Source organism: Solibacillus ferritrahens (genome assembly GCF_037027585.1).
Lineage (GTDB): Bacteria > Bacillota > Bacilli > Bacillales_A > Planococcaceae > Solibacillus > Solibacillus ferritrahens.
Genome location: NZ_JAXCLE010000001.1, coordinates 251,636 through 268,568, shown reverse-complemented (window position 1 = coordinate 268,568; position 16,933 = coordinate 251,636). Strand labels below are relative to the sequence as shown.

Here is a 16,933-nt window from a genome sequence, read left to right as displayed (position 1 = left end):
GAGCGGATTTTATTAGAAAATTGGGGTGGGTTGCTGGGGGATCGGGTTTTATTAGAAGATTGAGTGCGTTTATTGGAAAAGTTGTGCGGGATATTAGAAGATACGCGGATTTGGGGTGGGGACGGGGTTGGATCGTTGGATGAAGTGGGGTGGGTTGCTGGGTGCGTGGGTTTTATTAGAAGTTTGAGTGCGTTTATTGGATAAAGTTGTGCGGGATATTAGAAGATACACGGATTTGGGGTGGGGACGGGGTTGGATCGTTGGATGAAGTGGGGTGGCGAAGTGGGTGCGTGGGTTTTATTAGAAGATTGAAGAGGGTTATTAGAAAATAGTGAGGGGATATTAGCACATTTCCGAGTTTTATTTGAACATTGGGAGGACTTATTAGCACAATGGGCACTTTTATTAGAAAATCGGCAATATATTAGAAGAAAAAAATTTATATTAGAACATTTCGCGATATATTAGAAAATCCGTGGGCAAGGGGATGCAGGTATTACCTATGTATTAATGTTTTCTTAATATAATTATGGTATTGTTACTATAAATGAAATAAAAGGGATGTTTATTACTTTATGGAAAAAATAGATAGAAAATGGGTATATGCTGTACTCATCGGCTTTTTCGCGATTTTTTTATTGATTATGTTTAAACCTAATGAGTACGAGTATATTATTTTTGCGATTGCTTCAGCTTTAGTGGCGTATGGAGGCTTTATTCGCAAAAAAAATATGTTGGATAAAATTTCTGTCCCACTGGGCATCGTTTTATTTATAGTTTTTGTAATATTGTATTTTGTAAATTAGTAGCCATTGTGCTGCTTTTTTATTGCATAAAAAGAAGGGACTTCATAGTAAAAGTCCCTTCATGAGTGATCATTCAAACTTTTCGGGAATGATGTAATACGTGCCTTTATTCGCCCCATGCTTTTCGAGTCCGGCTTTTGCTAATAGTTTGGACGCGATATGGATACAGTGGATATTGAAAAATTCGCGGAACGCTTTATTGGATATGCGGGGACTGACTAAAATTCTGTATTGTAATAAAGTTTCATATAGGGCTTCCTTACTTTTTGCGCCGCAGACGGGACAGATGAAATTGCCTTGCTTGTAATGCATTTCGTTTACATAATCGCACTGCTTACATAAAACGCCGGTGCGGAGTCGGTGCTTTTCAATTGTCCTGCGTGGGGGGAGCGGCTCGTATAATTGCTCGAATTGTTTTTGTAGAAAAGTGATATGCGCTCGGGGTTTTGGATGCTGTTTATAGAGCTTTTCGATAAATCTGGGGATGCCGCTCATATGCATAATTGGAAAATTGTTTAAGGACTCATCGAGCTTTGCGCGGTAATTGGCTAGTACGACGATGTGGTAAACGGGAATAGATATTTGCCAGGCCTTTAACTGGTGCTCCAGGAAAAGCTGGTGACGGTAGGCTTGGTCGAACGGGTTGGGGAAATTTTCACTTATTTGATCCTGTACGCGGAAGAATTCATGCAGGGAAGGCTTGTAGAAAAGGGTACCGGATATTTGTTTTACTTCGATCACTAAGACAAAATTTGGTGTAAGGAGCAATGCGTCCATTTGATGGGTAAAACCTTTTGAATTTTTACATTCAAAATTATAAAAGATGTGAAATTCTGTTTTAAAATAAAAATCCGTTAGCAGTCGCTTTAATTTTTGCTCTCCAGATAAGCCGGCCTCTAATCGGTAAAATTCTTGCTGGATTGCTGAGGCCTCCGAATCGTCCATCCTTATGCGCTTCATCAGTGTTTCGATAAATAAATAATGCCTCGATTGCTGCAATTTTTTCACCTCCTGTACTCATTATAAATTATCCTAATTTATGGGAAAATAGAAAGGGTGAAAATGTTTTTTTGCAGGAAAAATGAAAAAATATGTTTCTCTTTTAACAATGTTGGGAAAAGAACATCAAACAGTAAGGGAGGCAATTTATTTATGAAATTAAAAAAATACTCTACACTTATGGCGGCAGCGGTGTTATCATTATCACTCGCAGCTTGTAACGATGACGAAGATCCGGTTATTATTGAAGATGAAAACGACGGCGTAGTTGATGACACGAACGATGATACGAATGTAGATCTAGATTTAGATACTGATGGTGACGCAGGTACTGAAGGTGAAGTAAATACCGACGGCGAAGCGGACACTGAATTAGATACAGACGAAAATTCTAACGACTAATAATAAGTAAAAGCATGGCGCTCGCATTCATTTTGCGGGTACCATGCTTTTTTTCTATGCTATTAAATTTCTCCGCAAGCTAACCATGGAAGGAAGCCGTCTAAAAACTTCTCCGTTGCCGGCATGAAATAAGAGCCGAAATGGAAATCAGGGTCAAGTGTCGTCACAATCCAAGTGCCTTTTGAGCTGACTTTATCGACATACAATAATGAGCCGCCGTCCTTCATATCGATGAGGGACTGCATGCCCTCCTGTAAATGGAATACGCCGTGCTGATGCCATGTGCAACCTGCTTCATCCAAGAAACCATCACGGAATAATGGGTAATCCGGTGCAACCATGCGCAGTCCGCTATCGGCATCCTTTTCAAGCCACCACCAGAAATTTGTCGGGCGTGTTTCCCAGTTTTGACCTGGAATCCAGTTCCATGGCTGAGGACCGAATGCTACGACAACGCCGCCGTTATCGGCAAAACGACGAATGGCTGGTGCCGCTTCTAGCAATAATTTGTTGTGCAATTGCGAAGGGACGATTAATACGTCCATGCCGTCTAAATCCTGCTCAGCAAAGCGAGGTAAGTAGATGATTTTATCGAAATATTGTTTGTATTTTGGTGTGTTGAATGTTACAAAATGTGGTGCGTGACCGCTATATAAAACTGCTATTTTTCTCATGCTTGAGCTCCTTTTAAGCGTAGTAATTCTTTATCCAGCCATGCCAGGAATTGTGGGGCGATAAGCTGTGTAGAGTTTTCACCTGTTGCGTATGTTAAAAAGTCACGGCAAGAAGCAGCGACAACAGTTCCTTTTGTTGCGGTGCGGTCAATGAAAACGATTGGCGTGCCGTCTGTATATTGTAAAATGACTTCCGACTCTTTATTTACTACAGGGTGTGAGCCACGTGCATAGAAGCCTGAAACTCCTTTACGATACGCAAGCTCCATCATGTCAACACCTTCATAAAATGTCCCTTCAGAAGCAGGCTCCATTAAATAATCCGCGTGAGATTTAATTTCCTTTGGCATAAATAGACCAGCGCCCGGTAGCCAAGGGCGGAAAATATGTGTGTTGGCAATAACAATTTTCCCCTCATTTAAGAAGTTCTCAATTACTTGTTTTTGCTCATAAAGATGTTCCTGATCGATAAAGTCCGTTACGACCAACACATTGAATGTGGAAAGGTCAGCAGTTGAAATTTCATACTGATCGAGAAATGTTACATGGTCCATTGGTTCGTTTGAGACGTTCATAGCGCGTCCCTCTAAGCTAAAGGCATGTCCGCCGTCTAGCTTTACTATTTTATACTCCGACATAAAAATTCTCCTTTAAACAATTAAATTTTGTTAAATGATACATATTCTCATTTGAGAGCCGAAATATCATTGACATTGAAAATCATTATCAATTATACTCAATCTTGTAACTAATTCAAATCATTTTTTTAATAAAATAATATTTTTTTATTATAGGTGAACAGAAAATTAGCCCTATAGTAATTAAAAATTCAGTAAGGAGAGACAGATAAAAATGAAACGTAAAGCAATTTTAAGTTCGCTTGCAGTGGCAGCGATAGCACTTGCAGCATGCTCAGATAAAGAGGTTGCAAATTCTGGAGGAGAGGTGCAGGCAACGGCAGAGGAAAAAATCGTCATCGACCAGGCGGGAACAGAGGTAACGATTCCTGCTGAAGTGAATTCAATTGTATCAGGCGGGATTTTACCGTACTTCCACACGTGGTATGTTGCGACAAACTCTTCAAAGGAAATTGTAGGGATGCATCCGAATTCTTATAATGCAGCTGAAAACTCGATTTTAGCGAAAATGTCGCCGGATATTTTAAAAGCGGATACATCGTTTGTGCAAAATGGTGAAATGAACGTAGAGGAATTAATGAAAATTAACCCGGACGTATTTTTTGAGCTCGCTACAGATGAAAAATCAATCGAGCAAGCACGTAAAGCCGGTATTAATACAGTGGCGATTAAAGCAATCGATGCAGCGGCAGCAGAGCCACTTGCAACATTCAATAGCTGGCTGGAGTTAACGGGTGAAATCGCAAGAACAACAGACCGTGCAGATCAATTTATCGAAATCGGTACAGCGGTACAAAATGAAATCAACGAAAAAATTGCTGGCCTAACGAAAGAACAGAAGCCAAATGCATTAATGATGTATCAATTGTCAGAGCAGGCCATTACTGTTAGCGGTAAAAACTTCTTTGGGAATCAATGGCTGAATGCAACAGGTGCCAATGATGTAGCAGAAGACGAAGTAACTGGTCGTAAAGATGTGAACATGGAGCAAATTTACAACTGGAATCCAGAAATCATTTACTTAACGAACTTTACGGAAATCCAACCAGAGGACCTATATAACAATACGATTCCAGGTCAGGACTGGAGCGAAGTTGAAGCGGTTAAGAATAAGCAGGTTTACAAAATTCCATTAGGTATTTATCGTTGGTTCCCGCCAAGTGGGGATGCACCGTTAATGCTGAAATGGCTGGCGAACAACAATCAGCCTGATTTATTCAACTATGATATGAACGCAGAAATTAAGAGCTATTATAAAGACTTTTACGGATTTGACATAACAGATAAAGAAGTAGAGCGAATTTTGCATCCTTCTTCTGACGCTGCGAAGTATTAAGAAATCGAGGGACTCTTATGAAAACGTGGAAAAATATTTTACTATGGGTTTTACCACTCGTTATTGCAATTGCTTCACTCGGTATTGGACGCTTTGAAGTAGATTTTGTAACGGTCGTAAAAATTTTAGGCTCACATATTTTTCCGATAGAAGCAACTTGGACGCAAATGGAATATAACGTTGTCATGACAGTTCGGCTGCCGCGTATTATCCTCGCACTATTGATCGGTGCGGGGCTTTCCATTTCCGGGGCAGCTTTCCAAGGGATGTTTGCCAATCCATTAGTGAGCGCGGACATTTTAGGTGTCGCAGCAGGTGCAGGATTTGGTGCTTCTATCGGGATTTTATTATTCGGAAATGGTTATGTAACACAAGGCTTGGCATTAATTTTTGGTTTAGCAGCCATTGGTTTTACGTATGTAATCGGTGGGTCTGGACGCAATATGCCGATCTTTATGCTCGTGCTGGCAGGGGTAGTAACAAGTGCGTTGTTTAATGCGTTAATTTCTTTAACAAAGTTTGTAGCCGACCCTGAAGAGAAGTTGCCTGCCATTACGTATTGGTTAATGGGGAGCTTAGGGACAGCTTCTTACCGTGATTTATGGACAGCCGGCCCGATTATTTTAGTAGGTATGCTGATATTACTGGCATTGCGCTGGCGTATTAACTTATTGACATTACCTGATGAAGAGGCAAAATCATTAGGAATTAACGTAACACGCCTAAAATGGCTTGTCATTGCAGGAGCTACGCTATGTACAGCGGCAGCCGTTGCGGTAGCGGGGATTGTTGGCTGGGTTGGATTAATTATTCCGCATATTGCGCGAATGTTTGTTGGTAGTAATAATGAGCGTGTATTACCGGTGTCGATAGCACTTGGCGGGGCGTATTTGTTATTAATCGACACATTGGCCCGCTCGGTAACTGCGGCGGAAATTCCGTTATCAATCTTAACTGCGATTGTCGGAGCGCCGTTCTTTGCTTATCTTTTACGTCGTACAGGAGGTAGCTGGTCATGAAAATAGAAGTACGTGAAGGCAACTTCTGCTATGCAAAAAAGAAGGAAGTTAAGCCGTTTATATATGAATCGAATATTAGCTTTACCCTGGAGCCGGGAAAGATTATGGCCATACTAGGTCCGAACGGTGCAGGGAAGACAACGCTATTAAAATGTATTACCGGCTTGCACGGTTGGCGTGTTGGTGAAACATTGATTGATGATGTACCGCTTGCGAAAGTTTCGCAAAAAGAGCTTTGGAAGAAAATCGGCTATGTACCGCAAGCGCATAAAATGGTGTTCGGCTTTTCAATTGAAGACTTAGTGGTGATGGGGCGTGCGCCGTACATTGGCTCATTGTCAAAGCCACGCAAGGAAGATTATGAAAAGGCGCATCAGGCATTAAATGAAGTCGGAATTGAGCATTTGGCGAAAAAGTCGTGCAATGAAGTTAGTGGCGGGGAGCTGCAACTCGCTTTAATTGCCCGCACACTTGTATCGAATCCGGAAATTTTAATATTGGATGAGCCGGAATCGCATTTGGATGTGCAAAAGCAGGTCGTTATTTTAGAGACGTTAAAACGCCTATCTAAAGACCATAATATTTCATGTATTATTAATACACATTATCCGAACCATGCGTTCTATTTAGCGGACCAGGTGCTGATGATTGCGAAGAACAAGAAAGCGGTGATCGGTCCGGTACAGGAGGTCATGACGGAATCGCGCATGAAGGAGTACTTCAATATTGAACTGCGAAAGCTCATTTTTGAAGAAGAGGATTTACTGTTTGAAACGATGGTGCCACTTGCGCTTGCTGCAAAGCGCGATATTAGTGAATGTCGATTTAATAGCTTTGAATAAGTGAATGATTGCGCGAAGCTATATTTGGATAAAATTTGCTGTGCATTTCCAAGAAATATTGTAAAGAGGTTCGCAGTTTGATATACTATTTGGTATTGTGACGTCCATACTTAGGAGGTGGAGCAAATGCATACGTTATTTACAGTATTACTTTTGATCGTAGCTTTAGCCTTAATCGTTGTCGTGTTATTACAATCAGGTAAAAGCGCTGGTTTATCAGGTGCCATCTCTGGTGGAGCTGAGCAACTATTCGGTAAACAGAAAGCTCGCGGGATGGATCTAGTATTACACCGCACAACAATCGTTCTTTCTGTTGCATTCTTCGTGTTAGCTTTAGCTATTACGAAATTCTAATTGAACGAAAATTAAACGCCTAACCTTGCATTTATTGCGAGGTTAGGCTTTTTCTTTTTGTTCACCAGTTTTTTGCAAAATGGAATATTATTCAATGGCACTATGTTATTAAACCACTACATCATGCTTAAATTGAACCAACCCTGTTTCATTCGCAAAAAGCGCAACTTGCGTACGATCACCAAGCTCCAATTTCGATAACACCTGGCTTACATGCTTTTTCACGGTATTTTCTGATATATAAAGACTACGAGCTATTTGTTTATTCGAAAAACCCATTCCTAACTTTTCTAATACCTCTTTTTCCTTAGATGTAAGGAGCGCTAGACGGCTGTCATCTATTGGTGACTCCTTTTGTGTTTGTACGAGCATATCGATTAAATCTGGGTCATAATATTTTCTACCCTTTTGAATTAGTTGAATGGCATAAATGAGTTCTTCTGGGTGTGAATTAAGAGAAATATATCCAACCACATCCATTGCCATTGCACGTTGAAAAGATTCAATATCTTTTAAAAAGGTAAGAACCGCAAATTTGCACTTGCACCCTAATTTCCTCGCTTCATTAATCAATTTTAATCCACATTCATCTCCTATCTGAAAATCAATAATAGCCAAATCCGGCATTTCTTTTTGAAGCATATCAAGTGCTTCTTGTGTATTGCCCGCTTCTTCGATGATTTCTAGTTTATCATCAGTTGATAGAATGGAAATTAATCCTCTGCGAATGATTGCTTGATCATTCACCAATAAAATTTTCATTAATAAATTGCCCCCCCACTCATATAAAAAGAGTGCTACTAAGAAATGACTTTCAAATGAAGTGAGGCCGGTTGCACCACTGACTCCATACATCCAAGGTGCCCAGTTTGAGGATGTATTTCATAGTCTCCTAATGTAAAACTTTGTTCTGTTAATAAGTAGTATGTGTATTTTTGAATAAGATTGAAGAACTAGATGATGGAATTTTCGGTCTATTTACTGTGGAATTTACTTCGGAAATATGATATTCGAAAATTAAAAACTCTAATTCATTATACTTAGTTATCCTTGGAACTTTTTGTCATTATATATTTAACCTTAAGCACTTTCTTTGTAATCTTTTTGCTTATCTCGTCGTTTTATATCTATTTATGTTGGAAGTAAGAGCATAATCTACCACTTTTGATGACTGAGCAGTAGTTTGAAAGCCATTGGAACCATTAGTTGTTCATAGGGTAGTTAAAGAATTTCTGCTACGAATGATTAGCACCATTAATAGATACGACAATATTTTCTAAATACGATTATATAGTTTAAATGCAACACGTCACTAAATAAGTAATAGGCATCTTATTTAAGAATAGAACAAAAGGAATTGTGAGGGTCGCCTCTGGAAGCTAATAACCATAGGGGAGGTAAAAACAAAATACTTCTTATTAATGTAAAGTGGAAATCAAAATAAGTCAATTGATTATAGTCGTATTTACCAATTTTAATTCCAATGATTAACAATGTGGGAAAAAATCGAAGCCGATGTATTCATGGGACAAAGATAAAACGGTGGTACATCAGTATTTATAGATGCTGTTTAACCAATTAGTAGTATATCGGATAACACTAAAGTATACCGTTGGGTAAGTTCGAAAGTAGAATGCCAAAGTGCTAAAAATCACCCATTAGAGGTGAGAGGAAATTTATGGGGCGGTCTATACTAAATCTAGTTCCACATTCATAGTCGAAAAGTGAAGTGCAAAGGGGGAGGACATTAGCTTTTAATTGCCTTACTATGAATTTGGCGCAAGGTATCAAATAATGTTTTATCAAAGTGTAGGAAACTCGTACCCAACGTCGAGAAAGATGACTTTCTATACGATCCAGGGAAGAGCAAAAAAAAACTAAAAAACTATTTGGAGGAATTTAAAATGAGTATCAAAAAGAAACTAGCAATGGGAATCGCAACGGGAGCACTAGCTGTAAGTATGATCGGCGGGGGAACTTATGCATATTTCAGTGATACAGAAACAAGCACAAATACATTCAAGGCAGGTACATTGGATTTAGCGCTTAACCCTACGGAAATTATCAATGTAGATAATATTAAGCCTGGAGACTGGATGAATAGATCATTTACATTAAAAAATGACGGTTCACTTGACATTGCAAAAGTGTTGCTTGATACAGATTATGTGGTAACAGATGCAAATGGCGATAATGTGGAAGATTTTGGGCAACATATTCGTGTTAATTTCATGTGGAACCCAGATAAAAATGCTAGTGGCATTTGGTTAGACAATGTAATTTACAATACTACTCTTGCAGAATTAAAGGGAATGACACCAGATGCTGTTGCTAATAAAATCTTTATTCCATATTTTGAAGAACGTGGTGGATTGAAAGCAGGAGATTCTGATACTCTAGGGGTTCAATTTGAATTTGTAGAAAATAACGCAGATCAAAATGAATTCCAAGGCGATTCTTTACAATTAACTTGGAAGTTTGAGGCAAAACAAGGTAAGGGCGTAGCAAAATAATATTTCTTTAGGGAGGAGAGCCCTTCTCCTCCCTTATTTTATGTAAAATCTGTCGGAACTCTTCCTTATATATATTTCTCAGCGTATAAATTGCTTTTGTGTTTTGAGGAATATATTTAAGGAAACTCCAATTAACGAAATTAGAAAGGCGGTATTGGATTGAACCCCAGACCTCGAGGCAGATATAAGAAAAAGAAGTACAATCTGATTCTATATTTAAAAATAACCCTTATTGGATATTTAGCTATTTTTGGAGTCAATTATTTGTCATCCGATACATCCGCCTATCTCAGCAGTCAGTCTGTCATTACCGATACCATCACGGCAGGTATATGGGAAGTGCCAGTAGCTTCAGCCTGTGGGCAGGAAGACTTGGTTGAGAAGGTGCCGGGTGAGGAATCCGAGCCTAGCACTGAGCAAACAGCAAATACTGAACAAACAATAAATACTGAACAAACAGCAACTACTTCCCAGGAAGAAACAGCAACGGTTGCTATAACAAGTTCAGAGAATGAAATGGACTGTGTAATCGTGGTGGGTGCTCCTGGACTTGGAGCTATAGATGCAGGTAATTCAAGTGATTTAGCATGTAAGAAAACAGATGCACCAGTATTGCAAGTACCGGTATCGGAAGGATCTGTTTCAGAGCCTGTAACAGAAGTGGTCCCTGTATCGAATGACAAAGTCGATTGTAAAAAAGAAGATAAAGATGAAGCTGTAAAGAAAGATGAAGAAAAAGATAAAGAAAAAGATAAAGCACCAGAAGATGTAGAAGCACCAGCTAGTGACAAAGAAGCTGACAAGAAAGATCTGGAGAAGGATGAAAAGGAAGCTGAGAAAGAAAAGGCTACAGAAGATGTAGAAGCTCCAGTAAATGAAAAAGAAAAAGCTTCAGAAGAGGCAGAAGCTCCAGCTAGTGACAAAGAAAAGGCAGAAGCCCCAAACCAAAAGGAATTAACTCCTGTGGAAAAAGAAGCGAAGAAAGATTCCGGAACTAAAGAAGGTTCAGGTGAGAGCAAGGAGAACATGGGACAGAAATCGAACAATGAAGGTCCAACTCAACCTGTTAGCAGCCCTGAAACTACTAAAGAAGCTAGCGAGGGTTCGCCACTACTGCAGCCATAAATCTTCGTTTTGAAAGAAAATATTAATAACAAAGGGTGGTACGAATGAGAAGTATAAGAAATAAATCAAAGAATAGCAAAATTATGAAATGGATCAATAATATTGTTACAGGTATTTTAATGACGCTTCTCATTAGCGTCGCTTTCATCGTAGTTATTTCAAAAGTGTCGGGCGGAGAGCCTCAATTTTTCGGGTATCAATTAAAAACCGTTCTTTCGGGATCGATGGAACCAGGGATTCAAACAGGCTCTATTATCGCTGTCAAAACTGCAGAGGATAAAACGAGCTATAAGGCAGGGGATGTTATCACGTACCAGGAAGCAGAAGGTTTTTTAGTTACTCACCGCATTACAGAAGTGGTTTCAAATGGGGATTCTGTTCTTTACCGGACAAAGGGTGATAACAACCAGTCAGAGGATATGAATCCAGTAATGGCTGAAAATGTGGTGGCACAATACACAGGCTTCACATTGCCGTACGTTGGGTATTTTAATAACTTTGCTTCATCGAAAAACGGTGCATTTTTATTGATTATACCAGGCATCCTATTGCTTTTATACTCAGCATTTACACTTTGGAAAGCACTAGCTTTAATTGAAATCCCTCAGAGAAAACAAGGGGAAGTAATTGTAGAGGATAGTGGGAAAAGCACATCTTGAATCGATTGCACGGATATGGAGGATTATATGAAAAAACTGTTTCAAATTTTACCGCTGCTTTTGCTGCTAGGTTGTATGTCATTATTTTCCGTAACAAGTGCGTTTGCAGATGAAAGCACTGCGGAAAATAATGAAATAAATATCAGCCTTTCACCAGAGGAAACCTTATTTGATATTACGAATATGAAGCCTGGTGATTGGGCGCCTAGGACAATTACAGTCAAAAACATTGGAAGTAAAGACTTTGACTATCTCATGCAGATACAAAATAGTGGAGATGAAATGCTGTTTAATGAACTGCTACTCGAAATAAAAGCTGCAGACGAAGAATTGTATCAAGACAAATTAGCTGACTTTAAATCGTTGCCTATAAGAAAACTGGCAACGGGCAACGAGGAAAATTTGGATGTAACTATTCGTTTTCCAGAGCACTTGGGTAATGAATTCCAAGGACTTCATGCCTCATTCGATTTCATTTTTACAGCAGAAGGAAATGACAGTGAGACAGAGACTGTTCAGGAAGTGATGGTAGGGAAGATAGATAGCTCAGGAAGTCCTATGTCAGGAGGTCCACGTTTACCTGACAGCACAACAAATTTAGTTAATTTCATGTTAATTGGTGGTGCTCTTGGAGTAGCCGGGATTGTCTTAATCATCATTATTTATTACAGAAGGCTAAGATTTGTTCAATAATCTTATACAGATTTTATTAAACGCCTAACCTCGCATTTATTGCAAGGTTGGGCTTTTTCTTTTAGTACGGGGCAAAACACAGTATAATAGAAGAAATGGAAAGTTATTCATCAAAATGATCGATTCGTAGGTGTGTACGGATCGTATTTTTCATATCTTGAATAAGACAGGAGCCATGAGCATGAAAACAGCTATGTCTTCACCGTTCTTCTTTCAGGCAGGTAAAAGGGCGGTATTATTATTACATGGATTTACAGGAAGTTCAGCAGATGTGAGGATGCTTGGCCGCTTTTTGGAAAAGCAAGGCTATACATCGCTTGCACCGCATTATAAAGGCCATGGTGTACCACCGGAAGAGTTAATCGTCTCCAATCCCGATGAATGGTGGGAAGACGTAAAAAGTGGGTATACTACATTAAAGGAAGCAGGCTATGAGGAAATCGCCGTTGCAGGACTATCGCTCGGTGGCGTGTTTTCGTTAAAGCTTGCGACAAGTCATCCGGTGAAAGGTGTAGTCACAATGTGCTCACCGATGACGATGCGCACGACAGACATTATGTTTGAAGGCGTACTTGACTATGCAAAACAATACAAAAAAAAACAAGGTAAAAGTGAACAGGAAATTGAATTAGAGATTGAAGCAATTAAAGAGCAGGGCATGGCTTCATTACCTGACCTGCAGCAGCTTATCTACGATGTACGACAATCGATTGACCATTTGTATGCGCCGATTTTAGTAATCCAATCGACGAACGACCAAGTCATCAACCCCGATTCCGCCAATATCATCTTTGATACCGTCGAATCCATCGACAAAACAATCAGCTGGTATGAAGAATCAGGACATGTCATTACACTCGATAAAGAAAAAGACAAGCTTCATGAAGAAGTTCTCACGTTTTTAAATTCGTTAGATTGGACAGTCTAATGATGTGAAATAATTTTGTTCAATTTATTTATAAAGAAGAAACGTATGTTAAACCGTACAATAGTTGATTGTAGTGGAGGTTCGACTCCAGCGGGAACAGCACGACGCCTGAGACTACAGGCTCAGGCCGTGCCCGCGGAAAGCGTAACCGTAACGAAAATCAACGGTTATTAAGGAAAGACCTTTATAAACTTTTTATAGGTAAACTTGAACTTTATTTTCTGTTCAAAGGAGGGAAATAATACATGACACAACAAAATGAATTACAACAGCGCGTCCTCGATATGATGAAGGACGATGGCTACAAACCAATGACCGTTTCGGAAATTGAAGATATGCTTGAATTGGTAGAAGCGGATGATTTCCGTGAATTAGTAAAAACACTCGTAAAAATGGAAGCACAGGGACTAATTGTCCGCTCCCGTTCGAATCGTTATGGTTTACCGGAGCGCATGAACTTACTGCGCGGCCGCTTTATCGGGAATGCAAAGGGCTTTGGCTTCGTTGCACCAGAAGAACAGGGCATGGACGATATTTTCATCCCGGCACATGAAGTAAACGGGGCGTTAAATGAGGATACTGTATTGGTCCGTGTATTAAAGGAACAATCAGGTGACCGCCGTGAAGGTACGGTTGTTAAAATTGTTGAACGCAGTAAAACTTCATTTGTAGGTACGTACCAAGCAAATCGTGGCTTTGGTTTTGTTATTACAGATGATAAAAAGCTAAATATGGATATTTTCATCGCGAAGGAAGATTCATTGGGCGCGGTTGATGGACATAAAGTAGTCGTAGAAGTGACACATTGGCCAGATGCAGCTAAATCAGCGACAGGAATGGTTACGAAAATTTTAGGTCATAAAAATGATCCAGGTGTGGACATTTTATCGATCCTTTATAAATATGATATTCCGCCAGAGTTCCCTGAAGAGGTTGTCCAGGCAGCAATCGATGTACCGGAGGAAATTACGGAGCAGGATTTAGTCGGTCGTCGTGACCTACGTAATGAAGTTATCGTAACGATTGACGGTGCAGACGCAAAAGACTTGGATGATGCCGTAACAGTTGTCAAAAATGATGATGGTACGTATAAATTAGGTGTTCATATTGCCGATGTTAGCTACTATGTCACACAGGGTTCAGTACTAGATGAGGAAGCTTATGAACGGGCGACTTCTGTTTATTTAACAGACCGCGTAATTCCGATGATTCCACACCGTTTGTCAAATGGGATTTGTTCATTGAATCCACAGGTTGACCGTTTAACATTATCTTGTGAAATGACGATTGATGGAGCAGGTCATGTTGTAAAGCATGAGATTTTCCAAAGTGTCATTAACACGACGGAGCGTATGACGTATACGGACGTTTATAATATTTTAGAAAATCCGGATGAAAATCCTGAGCTAATGGAGCGCTATGAAAAATTAGTGCCGATGTTTAGAGATATGGCGGACTTAGCGCAAATTCTTAGAAGTAAACGTATGGGGCGCGGTGCAATTGACTTTGACTTTAAGGAATCAAAAGTATTAGTTGATGAAGATGGCTGGCCGACTGACATCGTATTACGCGAGCGTACAGTTGCAGAGCGTCTAATCGAGGAATTCATGCTTGCGGCGAACGAAACAATTGCCGAGCATTTCCACTGGATGGAGCTGCCGTTCATTTACCGTATTCATGAAGATCCAAAACCAGAAAAATTACAACGTTTCTTTGAGTTTGTGACAAATTTTGGTATTATGATTAAAGGTACAGGTAACTCGGTACATCCAAAAGCGTTACAGGAAGTCATTAAATCGATTGAAGGCTTACCAGAGGAGCCGGTTATTTCAACGATGTTATTACGTTCGATGCAGCAGGCGAAGTATTATGCGGAGTCTTTAGGTCACTTCGGCTTATCGACAGAGTTTTATACGCATTTCACATCACCGATCCGACGTTATCCAGATTTAATCGTCCATCGTTTAATTCGTACGTATTTAGTAAATGGTGATACGTCGAAGGAAACAGTTGTGCAGTGGAGTGCTGTAATGGATGAAATTGCGGAACATACGTCAAGCCGTGAGCGTCGTGCAGTAGAGGCAGAGCGTGATACAGATGCATTGAAAAAGGCACAGTTCATGTCTGACAAAATCGGTGAAGAGTTCGAAGGGATTGTATCATCGATTACGAACTTCGGTATTTTCGTGGAGCTTGAAAATACAGTAGAAGGACTTGTGCATATTTCGAATATGACCGACGATTATTACCGCTTTGATGACCGTCAAATGTCAATGATCGGTGAGCGTACGGGTCGCCAATTCCGTATTGGGGATGAAGTGAAGATCCGTGTGGCGAATGTCGTGATTGAGGAATCTTCTGTTGATTTTGAAATTGTTGACATGGTGAGCAGTCCACGTCCAGCTCGTCGCCCAACATCTAAAGTTATCCATGCAGGTCGCAGAGAAGGCCGTGGCAAGGATGCTGAGCGTACAGGCGAAAAACGTGACCGCAAAGCACGTGGCGGAAGCAAGGCACGTCCTGAGAAGGCAAAACGTTCAGGAGGCACGTCTGACCGTGATCCACGGGGTCGCCGCAAAGAAGGCGATAAGCCGAAGTTTTTCGAGGGCATCGCTAAAGGGAAAAAGAAAAAAAGTAAAAAGAAATAGTAAGGCGTGAAGCTATGGTGCAACTTCGGCATCATAGCATCCCCTTATGTTGATAATAGAGGTGTTTAACGATGGCAAAAGGCGCAGGTAAGGTTTTAGCTCAAAACAAAAAAGCAAGCCATGATTACTTCATAGAAGAAACGATTGAAGCAGGGATGGTACTGACAGGTACGGAGATTAAATCTGTACGAGGTGCCCGCGTCCAGCTGAAGGAAGCTTATATTAGTGTGATGGGCGGCGAAGCATGGGTTAAAAATATGCATATTTCTCCGTTCGATCAAGGCAATCGCTTCAACCATGACCCACTACGTGAACGCAAGCTGCTCTTACATAAAAAGCAAATTAGTGAGTTAGTCGGTGCAGTAAAACGTGACGGCTATACAATCGTGCCGCTTAAAATGTATATTAAGGACGGCTATGCGAAGCTGCTAATCGGTCTTGCGAAAGGTAAGAAGGATTACGATAAGCGTCATGATATGAAGAAGAAGGAAGCAAAACGCGATATGGAGCGTGCTTTCAAGGATCGCCAGCAGTAAGCAGAATTTTTTTATTTTAGTAAGAATAACTACCTAATAAGTAAATTGAATAGGGGCAGCCCGGTTTTTGCTGAGGTCGCTTGTATAAGATTTTTTAAAAGGTATGTTAAAGGTTTTAAAATCTTTTAACATATCTTTTTTTGTGTGGAAAAAGTGGTTTTGAAAATTTTACTTGTGGGTAATAATTAAAAATGGACATTAAATTGACAATATTTTAGATAGAACAGGTTGTAAATAGGAAAGGTATTAGGATAATAGGGGGATATAACAGGTGATAAGAATACGCAATGCAGAAATCATAGATAGAATTGTTTTGTTAGTTGAAAAACATAGTGAAAATCCTAAATGCATGGCAATGGTAGAAGAACTGGTTGCGATAAAATGTCCAGAATACGAGGAAGTTTTTGAAGAACAAGTAGGAATGCCTTTAAGTGAATATATTTCAGCCATCCGTTTATACAGAGCTGAGAAATCGCTCGTGAATAATGGAATCGACCGTGTAAAGTTGCAAAGCCAGTTTAGTTGATTCGTTCGTGGAAAGAACAGGACAATCATAAATGTGCTTGATGAAAATGAAGCGATGACGGAATCGTAGCTTTGCAATGGAGAGCGAAGCAAATATTGGCAAGGTGTAATCGAAGCGGATTTACTTGCAAGCTCGCACGTTTTGTCATATAATTTACTGTACTAGCCAGTGTGTATCTACTCATACGGTACACGTTTTAATGAGCATTTCGCTCATGCCGAAACTTAACTCGGGT

General features: G+C 40.0%; 19 protein-coding genes and 1 riboswitch. Of the genes, 14 read left to right on the top strand and 5 right to left on the bottom strand.

Annotated elements, in window-relative coordinates; genetic code table 11:
* The first annotated feature begins 575 nt into the window (after positions 1-575).
* Complete coding sequence (locus SNE38_RS01395) at positions 576-806, top strand: hypothetical protein (RefSeq protein ID WP_191704356.1); 231 nt, start codon at positions 576-578, stop codon at positions 804-806.
* A gap of 69 nt (positions 807-875) precedes the next feature.
* Here SNE38_RS01395 and SNE38_RS01390 read toward each other — a convergent pair whose 3' ends face one another.
* Positions 876-1,814 carry a nuclease-related domain-containing protein gene (locus tag SNE38_RS01390; RefSeq protein ID WP_318247697.1) on the bottom strand — a complete coding sequence of 313 codons (939 nt, stop codon included), beginning with the start codon at positions 1,812-1,814 and terminating at the stop codon, positions 876-878.
* 171 nt (positions 1,815-1,985) lie between these two features.
* Here SNE38_RS01390 and SNE38_RS01385 point away from each other — a divergent pair, with 171 nt between their 5' ends.
* Positions 1,986-2,207, top strand: coding sequence for a hypothetical protein (locus SNE38_RS01385; RefSeq protein ID WP_336045727.1), 222 nt, complete (start codon positions 1,986-1,988; stop codon positions 2,205-2,207).
* A gap of 62 nt (positions 2,208-2,269) precedes the next feature.
* Here the strand turns inward: SNE38_RS01385 and SNE38_RS01380 are convergent, their stop codons facing one another.
* Both SNE38_RS01380 and SNE38_RS01375 read right to left on the bottom strand, forming a co-directional pair.
* Positions 2,270-2,881: a type 1 glutamine amidotransferase family protein gene (locus SNE38_RS01380; protein WP_336045726.1), complete on the bottom strand. Its 612-nt coding sequence runs from the start codon at positions 2,879-2,881 to the stop codon at positions 2,270-2,272.
* Positions 2,878-3,519 carry a phosphate starvation-inducible protein PhoH gene (locus SNE38_RS01375; RefSeq protein WP_191704352.1) on the bottom strand — a complete coding sequence of 214 codons (642 nt, stop codon included), beginning with the start codon at positions 3,517-3,519 and terminating at the stop codon, positions 2,878-2,880. Before SNE38_RS01375 ends, SNE38_RS01380 begins: the two co-directional genes overlap by 4 nt.
* Before the next feature lie 214 nt (positions 3,520-3,733).
* On the opposite strand from SNE38_RS01375, the gene SNE38_RS01370 reads away from it, so the two are divergent.
* From SNE38_RS01370 to secG, 4 genes are all read left to right on the top strand, one after another.
* Entirely contained in the window at positions 3,734-4,855 is a 1,122-nt protein-coding gene (locus SNE38_RS01370; protein ID WP_336045725.1) for an ABC transporter substrate-binding protein, read from the top strand.
* Between the two features lie 17 nt (positions 4,856-4,872).
* Positions 4,873-5,874, top strand: coding sequence for a FecCD family ABC transporter permease (locus tag SNE38_RS01365; RefSeq protein ID WP_191704350.1), 1,002 nt, complete (start codon positions 4,873-4,875; stop codon positions 5,872-5,874).
* On the top strand, positions 5,871-6,716 hold the full coding sequence (locus tag SNE38_RS01360) for an ABC transporter ATP-binding protein (protein ID WP_336045724.1): 846 nt from the start codon (positions 5,871-5,873) through the stop codon (positions 6,714-6,716). The genes SNE38_RS01365 and SNE38_RS01360 overlap by 4 nt, the downstream gene beginning before the upstream one ends.
* 126 nt (positions 6,717-6,842) lie before the next feature.
* Positions 6,843-7,070, top strand: a complete 228-nt coding sequence (gene secG / locus SNE38_RS01355; RefSeq protein ID WP_191699596.1) for a preprotein translocase subunit SecG — start codon at positions 6,843-6,845, stop codon at positions 7,068-7,070.
* A gap of 108 nt (positions 7,071-7,178) precedes the next feature.
* Here the strand turns inward: secG and SNE38_RS01350 are convergent, their stop codons facing one another.
* Complete coding sequence (locus SNE38_RS01350) at positions 7,179-7,925, bottom strand: response regulator transcription factor (protein WP_336045723.1); 747 nt, start codon at positions 7,923-7,925, stop codon at positions 7,179-7,181.
* Positions 7,889-7,972, bottom strand: a riboswitch (cyclic di-GMP riboswitch). Its footprint overlaps the gene before it by 37 nt.
* Before the next feature lie 1,002 nt (positions 7,973-8,974).
* Between SNE38_RS01350 and SNE38_RS01345 the strand changes: the two genes are divergently transcribed.
* The 8 genes from SNE38_RS01345 to SNE38_RS01310 all read left to right on the top strand — a co-directional run bounded on the left by SNE38_RS01345 (position 8,975) and on the right by SNE38_RS01310 (position 16,698).
* Entirely contained in the window at positions 8,975-9,583 is a 609-nt protein-coding gene (locus tag SNE38_RS01345) for a CalY family protein (RefSeq protein ID WP_191704346.1), read from the top strand.
* A 264-nt stretch (positions 9,584-9,847) separates the two neighbouring features.
* Entirely contained in the window at positions 9,848-10,708 is an 861-nt protein-coding gene (locus tag SNE38_RS01340) for a hypothetical protein (protein ID WP_336045722.1), read from the top strand.
* Positions 10,709-10,752: 44 nt separating this feature from the next.
* Positions 10,753-11,367: a signal peptidase I SipW gene (gene sipW / locus SNE38_RS01335; RefSeq protein WP_336045721.1), complete on the top strand. Its 615-nt coding sequence runs from the start codon at positions 10,753-10,755 to the stop codon at positions 11,365-11,367.
* Between the two features lie 27 nt (positions 11,368-11,394).
* Complete coding sequence (locus SNE38_RS01330; protein ID WP_336045720.1) at positions 11,395-12,060, top strand: hypothetical protein; 666 nt, start codon at positions 11,395-11,397, stop codon at positions 12,058-12,060.
* Positions 12,061-12,241: 181 nt separating this feature from the next.
* Positions 12,242-12,988, top strand: a complete 747-nt coding sequence (locus SNE38_RS01325; RefSeq protein ID WP_336045719.1) for an alpha/beta hydrolase — start codon at positions 12,242-12,244, stop codon at positions 12,986-12,988.
* Positions 12,989-13,233: 245 nt separating this feature from the next.
* Positions 13,234-15,636 carry a ribonuclease R gene (gene rnr, locus SNE38_RS01320; RefSeq protein WP_336045718.1) on the top strand — a complete coding sequence of 801 codons (2,403 nt, stop codon included), beginning with the start codon at positions 13,234-13,236 and terminating at the stop codon, positions 15,634-15,636.
* Between the two features lie 71 nt (positions 15,637-15,707).
* Positions 15,708-16,172 (top strand): SsrA-binding protein SmpB, encoded by a 465-nt coding sequence (gene smpB / locus SNE38_RS01315; RefSeq protein WP_336045717.1) that lies wholly within the window; start codon positions 15,708-15,710, stop codon positions 16,170-16,172.
* Positions 16,173-16,443: 271 nt separating this feature from the next.
* Positions 16,444-16,698, top strand: coding sequence for a hypothetical protein (locus tag SNE38_RS01310; protein WP_336045716.1), 255 nt, complete (start codon positions 16,444-16,446; stop codon positions 16,696-16,698).
* A gap of 25 nt (positions 16,699-16,723) precedes the next feature.
* Here the strand turns inward: SNE38_RS01310 and SNE38_RS01305 are convergent, their stop codons facing one another.
* Complete coding sequence (locus tag SNE38_RS01305) at positions 16,724-16,882, bottom strand: hypothetical protein (protein WP_336045715.1); 159 nt, start codon at positions 16,880-16,882, stop codon at positions 16,724-16,726.
* Between the last annotated feature and the right edge of the window lie 51 nt (positions 16,883-16,933).

Bases quoted from the DNA above. Each gene is read 5' to 3' on its own strand.
- SNE38_RS01395 (WP_191704356.1), top strand. From the start codon at position 576: ATGGAAAAAATAGATAGAAAATGGGTATATGCTGTACTCATCGGCTTT.
- SNE38_RS01385 (WP_336045727.1), top strand. From the start codon at position 1,986: ATGGCGGCAGCGGTGTTATCATTATCACTCGCAGCTTGTAACGATGAC.
- SNE38_RS01380 (WP_336045726.1), bottom strand. From the start codon at position 2,881: ATGAGAAAAATAGCAGTTTTATATAGCGGTCACGCACCACATTTTGTA.
- SNE38_RS01375 (WP_191704352.1), bottom strand. From the start codon at position 3,519: ATGTCGGAGTATAAAATAGTAAAGCTAGACGGCGGACATGCCTTTAGC.
- SNE38_RS01370 (WP_336045725.1), top strand. From the start codon at position 3,734: ATGAAACGTAAAGCAATTTTAAGTTCGCTTGCAGTGGCAGCGATAGCA.
- SNE38_RS01365 (WP_191704350.1), top strand. From the start codon at position 4,873: ATGAAAACGTGGAAAAATATTTTACTATGGGTTTTACCACTCGTTATT.
- SNE38_RS01360 (WP_336045724.1), top strand. From the start codon at position 5,871: ATGAAAATAGAAGTACGTGAAGGCAACTTCTGCTATGCAAAAAAGAAG.
- secG (WP_191699596.1), top strand. From the start codon at position 6,843: ATGCATACGTTATTTACAGTATTACTTTTGATCGTAGCTTTAGCCTTA.
- SNE38_RS01350 (WP_336045723.1), bottom strand. From the start codon at position 7,925: ATGTATGGAGTCAGTGGTGCAACCGGCCTCACTTCATTTGAAAGTCAT.
- SNE38_RS01345 (WP_191704346.1), top strand. From the start codon at position 8,975: ATGAGTATCAAAAAGAAACTAGCAATGGGAATCGCAACGGGAGCACTA.
- sipW (WP_336045721.1), top strand. From the start codon at position 10,753: ATGAGAAGTATAAGAAATAAATCAAAGAATAGCAAAATTATGAAATGG.
- SNE38_RS01330 (WP_336045720.1), top strand. From the start codon at position 11,395: ATGAAAAAACTGTTTCAAATTTTACCGCTGCTTTTGCTGCTAGGTTGT.
- SNE38_RS01325 (WP_336045719.1), top strand. From the start codon at position 12,242: ATGAAAACAGCTATGTCTTCACCGTTCTTCTTTCAGGCAGGTAAAAGG.
- rnr (WP_336045718.1), top strand. From the start codon at position 13,234: ATGACACAACAAAATGAATTACAACAGCGCGTCCTCGATATGATGAAG.
- smpB (WP_336045717.1), top strand. From the start codon at position 15,708: ATGGCAAAAGGCGCAGGTAAGGTTTTAGCTCAAAACAAAAAAGCAAGC.
- SNE38_RS01305 (WP_336045715.1), bottom strand. From the start codon at position 16,882: ATGAGTAGATACACACTGGCTAGTACAGTAAATTATATGACAAAACGT.